Annotated in this window: 15 protein-coding genes; 10 read left to right on the forward strand and 5 right to left on the reverse strand. The window is 61.8% G+C overall.

The window, feature by feature from the left end; all coding sequences use genetic code 11:
- Nucleotides 1-145 precede the first annotated feature (145 nt).
- The 8 genes from ACTIFK_RS04860 to ACTIFK_RS04895 all read left to right on the forward strand — a co-directional run bounded on the left by ACTIFK_RS04860 (nt 146) and on the right by ACTIFK_RS04895 (nt 8447).
- Entirely contained in the window at nt 146-1924 is a 1779-nt protein-coding gene (locus tag ACTIFK_RS04860; protein ID WP_439541918.1) for an APC family permease, read from the forward strand.
- 115 nt (nt 1925-2039) lie between these two features.
- Nucleotides 2040-2645 carry a dimethylamine monooxygenase subunit DmmA family protein gene (locus ACTIFK_RS04865; RefSeq protein WP_439541919.1) on the forward strand — a complete coding sequence of 202 codons (606 nt, stop codon included), beginning with the start codon at nt 2040-2042 and terminating at the stop codon, nt 2643-2645.
- A complete protein-coding gene (locus ACTIFK_RS04870; protein ID WP_439541920.1) occupies nt 2642-3601 on the forward strand; it encodes a PDR/VanB family oxidoreductase in 960 nt (319 codons plus the stop codon). The genes ACTIFK_RS04865 and ACTIFK_RS04870 overlap by 4 nt, the downstream gene beginning before the upstream one ends.
- A gap of 33 nt (nt 3602-3634) precedes the next feature.
- The gene (locus tag ACTIFK_RS04875) at nt 3635-4675 is read left to right on the forward strand and encodes a heme-dependent oxidative N-demethylase family protein (RefSeq protein WP_439541921.1); all 1041 of its coding nucleotides are present in this window, start codon (nt 3635-3637) and stop codon (nt 4673-4675) included.
- Nucleotides 4676-4760: 85 nt separating this feature from the next.
- Nucleotides 4761-5882 (forward strand): aminomethyltransferase family protein, encoded by a 1122-nt coding sequence (locus ACTIFK_RS04880; protein ID WP_439541922.1) that lies wholly within the window; start codon nt 4761-4763, stop codon nt 5880-5882.
- Between the two features lie 111 nt (nt 5883-5993).
- Nucleotides 5994-6503 (forward strand): group II truncated hemoglobin, encoded by a 510-nt coding sequence (locus ACTIFK_RS04885; protein ID WP_439541923.1) that lies wholly within the window; start codon nt 5994-5996, stop codon nt 6501-6503.
- A 39-nt stretch (nt 6504-6542) separates the two neighbouring features.
- Nucleotides 6543-7433, forward strand: coding sequence for a DMT family transporter (locus ACTIFK_RS04890; protein ID WP_439541924.1), 891 nt, complete (start codon nt 6543-6545; stop codon nt 7431-7433).
- A 300-nt stretch (nt 7434-7733) separates the two neighbouring features.
- Nucleotides 7734-8447, forward strand: coding sequence for a DUF899 family protein (locus ACTIFK_RS04895; protein ID WP_439541925.1), 714 nt, complete (start codon nt 7734-7736; stop codon nt 8445-8447).
- 47 nt (nt 8448-8494) lie between these two features.
- Here the strand turns inward: ACTIFK_RS04895 and surE are convergent, their stop codons facing one another.
- Nucleotides 8495-9292: a 5'/3'-nucleotidase SurE gene (surE, locus tag ACTIFK_RS04900; protein WP_439541926.1), complete on the reverse strand. Its 798-nt coding sequence runs from the start codon at nt 9290-9292 to the stop codon at nt 8495-8497.
- Between the two features lie 216 nt (nt 9293-9508).
- Nucleotides 9509-10789: a serine--tRNA ligase gene (gene serS, locus ACTIFK_RS04905; protein WP_439541927.1), complete on the reverse strand. Its 1281-nt coding sequence runs from the start codon at nt 10787-10789 to the stop codon at nt 9509-9511.
- 209 nt (nt 10790-10998) lie between these two features.
- Here serS and ACTIFK_RS04910 point away from each other — a divergent pair, with 209 nt between their 5' ends.
- Entirely contained in the window at nt 10999-11277 is a 279-nt protein-coding gene (locus tag ACTIFK_RS04910; RefSeq protein WP_439541928.1) for a type II toxin-antitoxin system RelE/ParE family toxin, read from the forward strand.
- On the forward strand, nt 11274-11633 hold the full coding sequence (locus tag ACTIFK_RS04915; RefSeq protein ID WP_439541929.1) for a HigA family addiction module antitoxin: 360 nt from the start codon (nt 11274-11276) through the stop codon (nt 11631-11633). The genes ACTIFK_RS04910 and ACTIFK_RS04915 overlap by 4 nt, the downstream gene beginning before the upstream one ends.
- On the opposite strand, the gene tatC is transcribed toward ACTIFK_RS04915, so the two are convergent.
- The 3 genes from tatC to tatA form a co-directional block, all read right to left on the reverse strand.
- Nucleotides 11630-12445: a twin-arginine translocase subunit TatC gene (gene tatC / locus ACTIFK_RS04920; RefSeq protein WP_439541930.1), complete on the reverse strand. Its 816-nt coding sequence runs from the start codon at nt 12443-12445 to the stop codon at nt 11630-11632. The genes ACTIFK_RS04915 and tatC overlap by 4 nt on opposite strands.
- The gene (gene tatB, locus ACTIFK_RS04925; protein WP_439541931.1) at nt 12445-12993 is read right to left on the reverse strand and encodes a Sec-independent protein translocase protein TatB; all 549 of its coding nucleotides are present in this window, start codon (nt 12991-12993) and stop codon (nt 12445-12447) included. Before tatB ends, tatC begins: the two co-directional genes overlap by 1 nt.
- A gap of 140 nt (nt 12994-13133) precedes the next feature.
- Nucleotides 13134-13352, reverse strand: a complete 219-nt coding sequence (tatA, locus tag ACTIFK_RS04930) for a twin-arginine translocase TatA/TatE family subunit (RefSeq protein WP_439541932.1) — start codon at nt 13350-13352, stop codon at nt 13134-13136.
- Between the last annotated feature and the right edge of the window lie 42 nt (nt 13353-13394).

The raw sequence follows: 13394 nt of genomic DNA on the forward strand, positions 1-13394 counted from the left end.
AGATCAATATTTTGCATAGACTATATGTCGCAGAGTGACTTTTGGTTATGAATGGTCAATTTTGGTCCGGCCACAACCAGACGCCTCGGAGAATGCCAAGCGCCGCGGTTCACGCAGGCCATAAAAATCGAGAGGGACGGAAACAATGGGCACGTCACTACGAACAGGGGTGCCCGATCAGTCGGCGGGGCTTCATCGCACCATCAATTGGACAGGCGCGTTTTGGGTCGCCAGCGGCGTGCCCGCACTGGTCCTCTTCTCAATTGGCGGCATCGCCGGAACATCCGGCAATGTCGCCTTTCTTGTTTGGATGGCCAGCATGTGCATGGGCTTCATCCAGTCGTTCACCTACGCCGAGATCGCCGGTTTGTTTCCCAACAAATCCGGCGGCGCATCGGTCTACGGCGCATCCGCCTGGGTGCGCTACTCGAAGCTCATTGCCCCCCTTTCCGTGTGGTGCAATTGGCTTGCGTGGACACCCGTTCTCTCACTCGGCTGCTCGATTGCTGCAGCGTATATCTTGAACGCGTTGGGGCCTGTCCCGGGCTTGGAGTCGCCGGAGGTCGCGGCCTGGGTCAAGGCAAATGCCAGTTCCATCGCCGCCGACAGTCCGCGTATCGCGGAGTGGCTTGCAGCCAATGCCGGCAAGACGGCGAGCGATGCAGCAGCAGCCCTTCTCGCACAGGACGGCGTTTCGGCGCTCACGCCTGCGTTCCGCACCTGGTCGCTGGCGCATGGCACCATCGGCCCGGTCTCGTTCTCTCTCAACTGGACCTTCTTCATCGGCGTCGCACTGATGCTGATGACGTTCGCCATCCAGCATCGCGGCATTCTCGGTACCGCAAACGTCCAGAAATACATCGGCCTCATGGTCATCGTGCCGATGTTGATCGTGGGCATCGCGCCGATTCTCACCGGCCAGATCAACTGGGAAAACTACTCTCCGTTGGTCCCGCTTAAGGAGGCCTACGTTCCGGCGAACGGAGCATGGGACATCGGCGGCTGGACGCTGGTGCTCGGCGGCATGTTCATCGCGGCCTGGTCGACCTACGCCTTCGAAACGGCGATCTGCTACACGAGCGAGTTCAAGAATCCGAAGACCGACACCTTCCGCGCGATCTTCTACTCCGGCCTGCTTTGCCTCGTCCTCTACACGCTGGTACCGTTCACCTTCCAAGGGGTGCTCGGCCTGAACGGCATGCTCGAGCCCTCGATCGTCGACGGCTCAGGCGTGGCCGCAGCGATGGGCAAGATGGTGGGCGGAGCAGGCATCGTTACCAACATCATGGTGATGTTGATGATCCTCGCACTCATCCTGTCGATCATGACGGCGATGGCCGGCTCCTCGCGCACGCTTTACCAGGGCTCGGCGGACGGCTGGCTGCCGCGCTACCTGTCCCGGGTAAACGACCACGGGGCCCCGACAGCCGCGATGTGGACCGACCTGATTTTCAACGTCGGCCTGCTCGCGATCGCTTCAGCGGATGCGACGAGCTTCTTCTTCATCCTCGCTGTTTCGAACTGCTGCTACATCATCTTCAACTTCCTCAACCTCAACTCCGGCTGGATCCACCGCATCGACAACGGCCATATCCAACGGCCGTACAAAGCGCCGACGTTCCTCCTTGCGCTCGGCGTCATGTTTGCTTTCGTCAACGCGGTGTTCTTGGGCGCTGGCGCAAAGGTCTGGAACCCTGTGGCGCTCTGGGCAGGCTTCATTGCGGCCAGCCTGATCATCCCGGTGTTCCTGTTCCGCCACTTCGTGCAGGACGGCGGCAAGTTCCCGCCCAACATGCTCGAAGATCTGAACCTCACTCAGGACGACCTCCGGTCGCGGAAGGCTGGCATGCTGCCGTACCTGACGCTGGTCGCCGGCGTCGCGGTGGTGCTCGCCGCCAACTGGTTCTTCCAACTGCCAGGCTAAGCGCATGGGGGCGGCGGGTCCCAGGCCCGCCGCCCCTTACTCCAACTCTAAGGTTTCAGAGAGACATCCCAAGCGGATGAAGCATTGCCAGATTTTCTAGTTCGAAGGATCCCAAATGCTTGTCGATGGCATCAAAAGCCGACCGCAGTATCCGGGTCTGACCGCGGATCAATATGCAAACCATCATGTGTTCGTTGCCGACGGTGACGGAGCGGCGGCGATTATCGATCTCTTCGCCCGGCAGGGCCCGGAGATCAAAGGTCGCGTCACTCTTGTCTACGCGGACACCTCTGCCGACGGCTCCGGCTACACGGCCCGGCTGAAAGAATTGCCGGTCGAGATCGTGCACGTCCTGCCCACGATCGCGACGGCAATCAACCGTCTGAGCGGCGTTCTGAATGCGGCCCGCATGGGAACGCGCATCTACGCCTCGGGCACGGAAACTCTGATCGGCCTGGCTGTCCAACTCGCCCAGGAGCTTGGCATGGATCCGCGCGCGATCATGACCGAGCACCGCGGCACACGCGCGCGCCGCGTGCAATGCGTCCACTGCAAAGGCTTTTCCGAGAACGTCACGACGAACATCGTGAAGTGCGCTCACTGCGGCGAAAACCTCCTCGTACGCGATCACTATTCCAGGCGCCTGGCTGCTTTCCAGGGCGTCTGTGTCGACGCAGAGGTTCGCGGCGAGCTTCCTGACATCGAAGAGGTATTCAAATGAGCGGCGCAGAAATTCCCGTCCGCGTCGCCCGCGTGGAAGTCGTGGCCGAGCGCATCAAACGCATCCGCTTCGTTCCCGTGGACGGCCGGCCCCTGCCCACGTACTCGGCCGGTGCGCACACCGTCGTGACGATGCGGGACGGGGCGAAGACGATCAAGAATCCGTATTCCTTGATGGGGCCGCTGAACGACACCACCGGCTATGAGATCAGCGTTCTCAAGACCAGCAATTCGCACGGCGGATCGCTGTTCGTGCATGAGAAGCTTTATGAGGGCGCCTTCGTCTCCATCAGCCCCCCGTCGAACCTGTTCGCGCTCGATCTCCGCGCGCGAAAACATCTCCTGATCGCCGGCGGCATCGGCATTACGCCGATTTCGGCCATGGCGGAGCAGCTTTCGCAGATCGGCGCGCCGTTCGAACTGCACTACTCGACGCGCACGCCGAGTTCCGGTGCCTACGTCGATGAGCTGAAGCAGAGGTACGGCCGCAAGCTGCATCACTATCAAACCGTCTCCAATCGCCGGATCAATCTCGAAAACCTGCTTGGCCATCAGCCTCTCGGAACGCACCTCTACGTCTGCGGACCGGACGCAATGATCGAAGATGTGTTGCGGCTGTCGCGGGAAGCAGGCTGGCCTGACGAGCATCTGCATGCCGAACACTTTACCGCCCCGCGCAGCGGGATGCCGTTCAACGTCGAGCTGGCGAAATCGGCCAAAACCGTGCGCGTCAATGAGGACGAGAGCATTCTGCAAGCGCTCGAATCCGCCGGCCTTGAGCCGCCATATCTCTGCCGCGGCGGCGCATGCGGACAGTGCGAGACCGGCGTCGTCAATTGCGACGGCAACATCCTGCATTACGACCACTACCTCACGGATGAGGAAAAGCAGGCGGGCCGCAAGATCATGATCTGCGTGTCTCGCATCAAAGGCTCAAACATTACGCTCGATCTCTGATCGCAGTTGCGTAGCGCGACAAAGGAGGATGCCTTGAACCAGGAATTCCAAAAAAAGACGTTTCGCGACGATTTCACGTTCTTCAACAGCCCCGAATCCATTCGCCGCTTCCCCTTCCCGTTCTGGGAGGACAAGTACATGTACTCCGTGAACATCGAGCCCCACACCAAGGGGCCGCCCGGTTCGGTGTATGAGTTTCCGATCGACATCAACGAGCACTACGTCTCCGAGACGGCGGACCGCGCCATCGTCCTCAAGGAGGATCCGCTGCGCTGCCAGGCGCTGCCGCACATGATGCTCGCGCAATGGGATTTCCTCGAGCTTCTGATGACGTCGATGGCTCGCGACTATCCGCAGTGGTTCTCGCTGGTCACCGAAGGCGACCATTGGCACTGGATCAACAAGCCGCTCGGCATCGACCAGAAGTTCGTGTTCGGCGATCCCTCCACGCTGCCGTGTGAACCGATGGAATACATCGGCCGGCAGTGCCAGGGTGACTTCTCCATCCAAGATCAGCGCGACGGCCAACTCTGGATGGACGCCGGCATCATCACCACCCAGGCCGACTGGTCGCTCGACTTCGATGTCGGCATGAACTTTATGGAGTGGCACGGCCCCGTGCCGCTGGCCCATGACATGAAGGTGTTCGATCGCGCGCTGAAGTTCCTTCTCAACCTTCAGCTTGGCCAGCCCGTCCGCCGCCTCAACTGGACGATGACGATCAATCCGCGTCTCGATACGAGCCCCGAGAACTACAACAAGTGGGGCACGGATCGCACGACGGTGACGCCCGAGAACGTCGGCGACAAGGTGCATCTGCGCGTGGAGTTGCAGGGCTTGTGGCGGCTGCCGCGTTCGAACGCGATCCTGTTCTCCATCCGCGGCTATCTCATCAAGATGCAGGAACTCGTCACGGTTCCCAAGTGGGGACGGCGCCTGCCTCGCGTGCTGGGATCGCTCCCGATGGAGCTGATCGATTACAAGGGCATCACGCGCTACCGCGATACGACCCTCGAGTGGCTGTCGAAGTACGACGACGGTCTCCCAACGTCGCCAGGCGGCGGCCCGGATTGAGATCGCCGGATTGAGATCGAATGCAACCGCTGCCGCGAGCGCGGCCGCCCAGACAATTGTAAAATTACTTACCGGAGGAAAAACTATGTCGTCCACACCGCGTCAATCCATCCTCAACGATCGCCATCGAGCGCTTGGGTCCGATCTCTCCCAATCGTGGAACGATATGGCAATTCCGCAGAACTACGCGACCGATCCCTACGATGAGGTCGCCGCCACGCGGAACCGCGCCGGGCTCATCGAAGTCACAGCGCTCAAGATGTTGAACGTCTCCGGGCCGCAAGCGACCGCGTTTCTGAATTACCTTCTCACAACCGACCTGTCGAAAGGCGCTCCCGGCGACTCCCACATCTCGAACATCGTCAACGATGCTGGCGCACTCATCGACGACGTTCTCGTGTACATCGACGGGCCGAACCAGTTTCGCATCTCGCACGGCGGCGGTGCACTGGAGGAGGCCGTCGCGGAAGCCATCGGCAAGTTCGACGCCACGTGCGTGCGCGATGACGACGTCCACATTCTCTCTCTGCAGGGGCCAGTGGCGCTGGACGTGTTGTCGCCCCACACGCCGGCAGACCTCGGCAATCTCGGCTACTTCAAGCATCTGAAGACAACTCTGTTCGGTCGCGACGTCTCGATCGCCCGTGGCGGCTATTCCGGTGAGCGCGGCTACGAGGTGTTCTGCTCGAGAAAGGATGCGCCGTTCATCTGGGATTCCATCCTTGAGGCTGGCGCCCCCAAGGGCGTCATGCCCGTCTCCTGGACGTGCCTCGACACCGTGCGCGTCGAGTCCGGCCTTCTGTTCTTCCCGTTCGACATGACACACGGAGATACGACGCCGTGGGAAGTGCGTGCGGATTGGACCGTCGACCTCTCGAAACCGGATTTCCGCGGCAAAGCCGCGGTCGCGGCGAGCAAGGGCAAAGAGCGGTCCCTGATCAGCGGCATGGAGGTCGATACGAGCGAGGCCGTCACGCCCGGCGCCAAAATTCTGGCCGGCGGCAAGGAGGTTGGCGTGGTGACGAGCACCTGCTTCAGCCAACACCTCATGAAGTCGCTCGCCATGGCACAGATCGAGCCGTCTCACACGGCGCTCGGCACCGCCCTCGAGATCAAGGACGGAGGCAAAACGCTGAAGGCGACGGTCGTGCGCATGCCCTTCTATGACCCACTGCGGCTCAGAACCAACCCCCCGGCGCGCGGTTAATCCCCCGGTTGCGCGCGCCTTCACTGGCCGGGAGCTTCATCAGCTTCCGGCCATTTTTCCAGAGCGATGTCATGCTCTCGGATCGCGGCGAAGGGAGTCTGGAGAAACGATATGCACTTCACCGATCGTACAGATGCAGGATTGACTCGAACGTTCGCGGCAGTCGGCGGGGCGGTAGGTTTGGGCATAACGTCCGACGGATCACTTTACGAACTCATCGGCGCCGACAAGGGGCTCCGCGCTCTCATCGAGACGTTCTACGACATCGTGGAATTCGAACCCGAAGGTGAGCTGCTTTTAACGCTCCATCGGCGCGGGCACGGCGTCGCCCACTCGCGGATCGAACAGTTCGATTTTCTCTCCGGCTTCCTCGGCGGCCCCCGGCTGTACGTCGAGCATCACGGCCATTCCGATGTCCGCGCCATGCATGAGCACGTCGATGTTTCCGAAGAAGCGCGCGACGCCTGGCTGAAGTGCATGGCCATAGCCATCGATCGGGTTGGGCTGCCGAACGACCTCAAGCAGAGGCTTATGATGCCGTTCACGCATGTGGCCAAACTGCTCCAGGACGCAAACGCTGCAAACGTTGCCATCAGGCAGCCGCCGGACCGCATCGCCTAGCAAAATTGAAACCACAAATTATTTGGCTGAGTGGCTCCCTTGATTATATCGACACGCGCGAACGATCGACAGATCGGCATTACACTGGTCGCGGCTTCAGCGGTTTGTTGGAGCCTGGCCGGGTTGTTCGTGAGAATTGCCGATCTCGATTCCGCGACACTGATATTTTGGTCCGCGATCTCGGCATGTCTGGGATTGGGAGTGGCGAGCGGAATTCGCCTGAGAGGACGGGTCGTTGACGAGATCCTGAAAGCCGGTGCGGGCGGGATCTACTACGTTGTGGCCTCGACCGTCACCACCGTGAGCTGCGTGGTTTCGCTGCGTTACACGAGCGTGGCGAATGTGATGACGATCTATGCGACGCTGCCGTTTGTTGCGAGCGCCATCGCGTATCTTTGGCTGCGCGAATGCGTCAGCCGGCGGCTCATCCTCGCCGGCTTGTTTGCACTGACCGGGGTCACAATTACTGCCGGAGCCGCCGCGACTCACGGCGACGCCATCGGCATGATATTCGCGCTTGTCATGACGGCCAGCTTTGCGTGGCAGCTCGTCATCGTGAAACGCTTTCCCCAAATAGACATTTTGCTATTCAGTGCAATTTCCGCTGGAGCATCGGCGTTGGCCGCCATGCCGTTCATGGACGCTTCGGCCGTTAGCATTCCCCAGCTTGCAGTCAGCGCCCTCTACGGCCTCATCCCGTACGGACTGGGCACGGCGCTTGCTGTGGCAGGCGGTCGCCTCATAAAATCCGGCGAGGCGGGGTTCGTATCGATGTTGGACGTCGTGTTGAACCCGTTCTGGGTATGGGTGTTCTTTAGCGAACAACCGACACCCTACGCATTGATTGGATGCGGAATGGTGCTCGCCGCCGTGGCTTGGTACCTGTCTAGTGAAGAGCAGTCTTTCGCCGAAGCGGTCAAATGCGGGTGACGACATCCGATATTATGGATTGCGCGCCGGCCTACACAGGGCAGGGCACATAAAGCCGTCGACGCAAACACCGAAACCGCGCCGATGCGCCACGACCCGCGCCCCTGCGCCATGACCCATGCCTCACGGTCTCGCGCAGCCGTCCGTGATGAGCAGGCGCGGCCATCGCCACAGCGGTTATTGCCCGAATGGCCCGTTCCGCCGGCAAGATCGGCGACGCCGCCCACGGTTGAAAAAATCAGGAACGAGGCCTCCCGCCGCGCATTTAAGCATCGAAGGCGTCACGAGAGGAGCCGAACCATGAGCAAAACCTTTCCTAATGAAAGCCGGCAATACCGGGAGGCGCGCGATCGTCTACTCAAGGAGGAACAGGCGCTGGTCGACAAGACAAAGGCGGTCGCTGAGCTGCGCCGCAAGCTCCCGCGCGGCGGCGAATTGAAGGAAGATTACGAGTTCCAGTGGGCGAAGGCGGGGAAGCTTGGCGAGCCCGTGAGATTTTCTGAGCTGTTCGGCGATAAACGCACGTTGATCCTCTATTCCTTCATGTTCGGTCCGAACTGGGACAAGCCTTGCCTGTCCTGCACATCCCTCATGGATGGTTTTGACCGCACCTGGTATTCGGTCACGCGAGACGCGGCGTTCGTCGCCATAGCCAAGGCGCATCCCGAGCGCATTTGCGCCTGGGCCAAGCATCGCGGATGGTCGAAGATCGATCTCGTTTCCGGATATCAGTCTTCTTTTCAGTCCGACTATCGGTGCCAGACGGAAGATGATGACGAACAGCGCGCCAACATGCTCGTGTTCCAGAAGACGGATGGAAAGATCTATCACTTCTGGGCCAGCGAACTGCCGGAGAATTTTGTCGACACGGTGTGGGTCTACTGGAACCTGATGGACTTCACGCCCGAGGGCCGGCCGGACCGTCCCGTGCCGCCGCAGGAGTTTCAGTCCAGAACCGCGGCAAAGTACATGACCGAGGAAGATCGCCGAGGACTTGGCGGCCTACTCCGATAGTAAGCACGCAGCCCATCTTCTACGGGCGAGCAAAAGCACTCGAAGCCTCAACCGGCATCCTTGAGACGCGTCTTGCGGGCGTCGAGCGACAGCACGGAACCGAGCTGCTCCCGCGTCGCTTCGTGCGTGAGATTGAGATGCAGCGGCGTCACCGAGATCAATCCATCGGCGATTGCGCGCAGGTCCGAGCCTTGCGGCGGATCGGAGCGGCGCCGCTCGAAGCCGACCCAGAAATAGGGGTCGCCCCACGTGTCGGCGCGCTCCTGGATATGCAGCCCGCCCTGATCGCGTCGTCCCTGACGCGTCGCCACGATGCCGCTGACCGCCTCCGGTGCAAGGTCGGGAAAATTTACGTTCATGAGCGTCATCGCCGGCCACTCGCACGAGAGAAGCTGCTCGACGACGCGCGGCCCGTACTCGATGGGCGTTTTCCAGTGCTGCTTGCCGTCGGGATCGAAGCCGATGGTCAGGCTCATGGCAATCGAGCGGAACCCCAGCATCGTGCCTTCCATGGCGCCCGCGATGGTGCCGGAGTAGGTAACGTCTTCGGCCAGGTTCGCGCCGTGATTGACGCCCGACAGCACGAGGTCGGGCGGATTGTCCTTGAGCACGTGCTTCACGCCCATGATCACGCAGTCGGCTGGCGTGCCGCGCACGGCAAAAGCGCGCTCTCCGATTTCCCGGTAGCGCAGCGGCACCTGCAGCGTCAGCGCATGCGAAGCCCCACTCTGGTTCATTTCAGGCGCGACGATCCACACATCGTCCGACAGTGCCTTGGCGATCTGATGCAGCACGGACAGCCCATGCGCCCCCGCTCCGTCATCGTTCGTCACCAGAATACGCATTCTCAACTCCCGTTCGCAATATTGCGTCGTGGACCACGCTCTATCCCCCTCCCCCTCGCGGGGAGGGGTCAGGGGTGGGGGGACGCCTCGTACCAACGGGCAGTTGTTCGATCTCACCCCACCCAGCGCTTCGCGCCACCCTCCCCGTCAAGGGGAGGGTGAAGACGCCAATCTTACCGCCCGACCGAGCCCTCTCGCCGCAAGGCGGGGAGAGAACTAACCAGCCTTCTCGATCTTCGTCAGGCCACCCATGTAAGGCTGCAACGCCTCCGGTATTATGACGGACCCGTCGGCCTGTTGATAGTTTTCGAGCACCGCGACCAGCGTCCGCCCGACCGCGAGACCCGACCCGTTCAGCGTGTGCACGAATTGCGTCTTGCCGTCAGCCCCGCGGAACCGCGCACCCATGCGCCGCGCCTGGAAATCGCCGCACACGGAGCACGACGAGATCTCGCGATACGCGTCCTGCCCCGGCAGCCACACCTCGATATCGTACGTCTTGCGCGAGGCAAAACCCATGTCGCCGGTGCAGAGCAGCATCGTGCGAAACGGCAGGCCGAGACGGCGCAAGACGTCCTCGGCGCAGTTTGTCATGCGCTCGTGCTCGTCGCCGCTGGTCTCCGGCGAGGTGATCGAGACCAGTTCCACCTTGGAGAATTGGTGCTGGCGGATCATGCCGCGCGTGTCGCGCCCGGCCGCGCCCGCTTCCGAACGGAAACACGGCGTCCACGCCGTCATGCGCATCGGCAGCTCGGCTTCGTCCAGGATGCGGTCCCGCACGACATTCGTCAGCGACACTTCGGCGGTCGGGATCAGCCAGTAGCCGTTGGTGGTCTGGAACAGATCCTCGGAGAACTTCGGCAAATTGCCTGTGCCGTACGCAGCGTCGTCACGCACGAGCAGCGGCGGATTGGTTTCCGTGTATCCGAACGTGCCCGTGTGCAGATCGAGCATGAACGATCCGAGCGCGCGATCGAGACGCGCCAGCGCGCCCTTGAGGAACACGAACCGCGCACCCGAGACCTTCGTCGCCGTCTCGAAATCCATGAGGCCCAGCGCCTCGCCGAGTTCGAAATGCTGCTTGGGCTGGAAGTTGAACTTGCGCGGCTCGCCGACGCGGCGAACTTCGGTGTTGCCCTTTTCGTCGCGGCCGACCGGCACGTCTTCGCGCGGCAGGTTGGGGATCACGGCCAGCGCGTCGTCGACCGCCTTCGTGAGCTGCCGCTCCTCCTCCTCGCCGGACTGGATGACCTCCTTGAGGTCCGCAACCTCGGCCATCAGCTTGGCGGCAAGAGCCTCGTCCTTCGCGCCCTTGGCTTTGCCGATCTCCTTCGACGCGGCATTGCGGCGGCTCTGCGCATCCTGCAGCTTCGTGACGTGCTGGCGGCGCGCATCGTCGAGCGCGAGTAGCTTTTCCGCCAGCGGCTCGAGCCCCCGGCTCTTGAGCCCCGCGTCGAAGTCTTCGCTATTGTCTCGGATCCATTTGATGTCGAACACGGGAAGGTCCTCGGGGCAATGGTGATTCCCAGAGCTATAGTCCCGCTGTATGACCAGGTCTAGCTTCGCAAGAAGCGAAAATATTTACTTTACACTATGTAAACCAAATCATAGCATATCAACAAGCCGACCATGAGAGTACGGCAAGCAGGGACGATGCGCCTCGGGGCTGCGACACCGAGTTTTCACACTCTATCGAGGCCGCAATCATGATCGCATCATTCCGCAGCCGCGCGTTGAAGCGGCTCTGGGAACGCAACGACGCGTCGAAGCTTCCCCCTGACAGGCTGCAGCGAATCACAATGATCTTGGACCGTTTGGACGGCGCAATAAGTCCCGACGACATGAACCTTCCGGGGTTCAGCTTCCACAAGTTGGCGGGAGTATCCAAGGGACGACATGCGGTGTCGGTTTCATCAAACTGGCGCATCACGTTCGGCTGGAAAGATCTAGATGCCATCGATGTCGACTTCGAAGATTATCATTGAGCGTCGAAAATTGTTGTATCGCGTACGCAAAGGACACATTGAGCATGGCGGCCCCCTTAAAGAGATCTCCAGATCGCTGCCCAACTCATCCCGGCGCGCTGCTGCGCGAAATCGTGCTGCCTGCCCTGCCCGTCGGCAAGGCCGAGGTCGCACGCGCGCTCGGCATCTCGCGTCAGGCGCTCTACGACATTCTGTCGGAGAGACAGCCGGTAACGCCGAACACGGCAGTACGTCTTGGCGCGGTCCTCGGCACGTCAGCTGCGTCTTGGCTCAACATGCAAACCGCATACGACCTGTGGCATGCTGAGCGCGAGATCGACGTTTCAAAGGTCAAACGCCTGGAATCGGCAACCTAAGTCTGCGCCGCATCCCGCGCGGCATCGACGGCCGCCTGCTGCTTCTCGACCCAGGCCACGGCGAAGATCGACAACTCGTAGAGCAGCACCGTCGGCAACGCCATGATGACCATGCTAAGCGCGTCCGGCGGCGTCAGAATCGCGGCCACGGCGAAAATGCCAACGATCGCAAAGCGGCGCCCGCTGCGCAGCGTCTGCGACGTGACGATCCCTGCCCGCGCGAGCAGCGTCAGCACGACCGGCAGCTGGAAGCACAGCCCGAAGCCGAAGATCAGCGTCATGATCAGCGACAGGTATTCGGAAACCTTCGGCATCAACTCGATTGTCGCCGGCCCCGAGGCGCTCGCCGATTGCGCGAGCCCCATCGAGAACTTGATCAGGATCGGCATGGCCAGGAAATAGACGACCGCCGCGCCGAGCACGAAGAACACCGGCGTCGCGATCAGGTAGGGCAGGAACGCGCGCCGTTCGTTCTTGTAGAGCCCGGGCGCGACGAACTTGTAGATCTGCGCCGCAATCACCGGAAACGACAGGAACGCCGCACCGAACATGGCGAGCTTCAGGTGCGTGAAAATCTGCTCGAGAAAATGCGTCGCGATCAGGCGCACGTGATGGTTGCCCGAGGCCCACACGTACGGCCACACGAGCAGGTCGTAGATGTGCCGCGCGACGGTGAAGCACAGGATGAACATGGCGAAGAATGCGACCGCGGCATAGATCAGCCGCTGGCGCAGCTCGATCAGGTGATCGAGCAGCGGCGCCTTCGAGGCGTCGATATCGTCTTGGCCGGAACGCGGCAGGCTCTCCTGCATCAGACCGGCCCCTGTGTCTTGTCGGGCGTCTTGCCAGGCGGCAGGATCGACGGCTCGGGCTCGTCGGCAATGCCCTCGCTGGCCATCACATGCTCCGATGCGGCGGGTGTCGGAGCGGCGGGTGTCGGAGCAACGGGGGCAGGAGCCGTGCCTGCGCCCTCAGCGCTATCGCCGGCCAGCGCGCTTGTCACCACCTTCGGTTCATCTGGCGTCAGGTCTGCCGGTGCCGCGGCTTTCGGCAGCTCTGCCGAAGCGGACTTGGATCCATCGAGCCGCGCCGCCTGTTTGACGCTCTCGACCGAGCGCGTCGCATCGTCGAGCGAGGCCTTCACGCCCTCGCTGACCGCGCGCACTTCCTTCTGGATCTCGTCCATCTCCGCTTCGCGCATCGCCTGCTCGAACACGGCCCGGAATTCGTTGGCCTGGCGGCGCACCACGCCGAGATAACGCCCGAGCGTATTGAGAAAGCGCGGCAGTTCCTTCGGCCCGACGAAGATCAGCGTCACGACGCCGAGAATAAGCAGCTCGCTCCAGCTAACGTCGAACATCAATACGTCCAGGTTGGAGAAAGGGGCCGCTCGGGAAGGCGCGGATCACGCCTCGCCTGCGATCCCGTCGCAGCACTACCGGAAGCGGCGCTGCATCGCGCACGCTCACGCCGGTACCGTAAACACACCGATCCATCGGATCAGCCCGCCTTCGACTTGTCCCTCTCGACGCCATCGCGCGTGGCGGACGTATCGATGATCTTGGGATCGACCGTCGGCGTGTCGTCCTCGGCCAAGCCCTTCTTGAAGCTCTTGATCCCGCGCGCCACGTCGCCCATCAGGTCAGAGATCTTGTTGCGGCCGAACAGCAGAACGACCACGACGAGAAGCAGCAGCAGATGGGTTGCACTTAACCCCATGGACGGGCCTCCTGTGAGCCGGTCAACACGCACGCCGACCGG

The organism is Hyphomicrobium sp. (genome assembly GCF_051860585.1).
Classification (GTDB): Bacteria; Pseudomonadota; Alphaproteobacteria; order Rhizobiales; family Hyphomicrobiaceae; genus Hyphomicrobium_C.

Coding starts and splice junctions, on each gene's coding strand:
- ACTIFK_RS04885 (WP_439541923.1), top strand. CDS start 5,994: ATGCACTTCACCGATCGTACAGATGCAGGATTGACTCGAACGTTCGCG.
- tatB (WP_439541931.1), bottom strand. CDS start 12,993: ATGTTCGACGTTAGCTGGAGCGAGCTGCTTATTCTCGGCGTCGTGACG.
- ACTIFK_RS04860 (WP_439541918.1), top strand. CDS start 146: ATGGGCACGTCACTACGAACAGGGGTGCCCGATCAGTCGGCGGGGCTT.
- tatA (WP_439541932.1), bottom strand. CDS start 13,352: ATGGGGTTAAGTGCAACCCATCTGCTGCTGCTTCTCGTCGTGGTCGTT.
- ACTIFK_RS04880 (WP_439541922.1), top strand. CDS start 4,761: ATGTCGTCCACACCGCGTCAATCCATCCTCAACGATCGCCATCGAGCG.
- surE (WP_439541926.1), bottom strand. CDS start 9,292: ATGCGTATTCTGGTGACGAACGATGACGGAGCGGGGGCGCATGGGCTG.
- ACTIFK_RS04865 (WP_439541919.1), top strand. CDS start 2,040: ATGCTTGTCGATGGCATCAAAAGCCGACCGCAGTATCCGGGTCTGACC.
- ACTIFK_RS04895 (WP_439541925.1), top strand. CDS start 7,734: ATGAGCAAAACCTTTCCTAATGAAAGCCGGCAATACCGGGAGGCGCGC.
- ACTIFK_RS04870 (WP_439541920.1), top strand. CDS start 2,642: ATGAGCGGCGCAGAAATTCCCGTCCGCGTCGCCCGCGTGGAAGTCGTG.
- ACTIFK_RS04910 (WP_439541928.1), top strand. CDS start 10,999: ATGATCGCATCATTCCGCAGCCGCGCGTTGAAGCGGCTCTGGGAACGC.
- tatC (WP_439541930.1), bottom strand. CDS start 12,445: ATGCAGGAGAGCCTGCCGCGTTCCGGCCAAGACGATATCGACGCCTCG.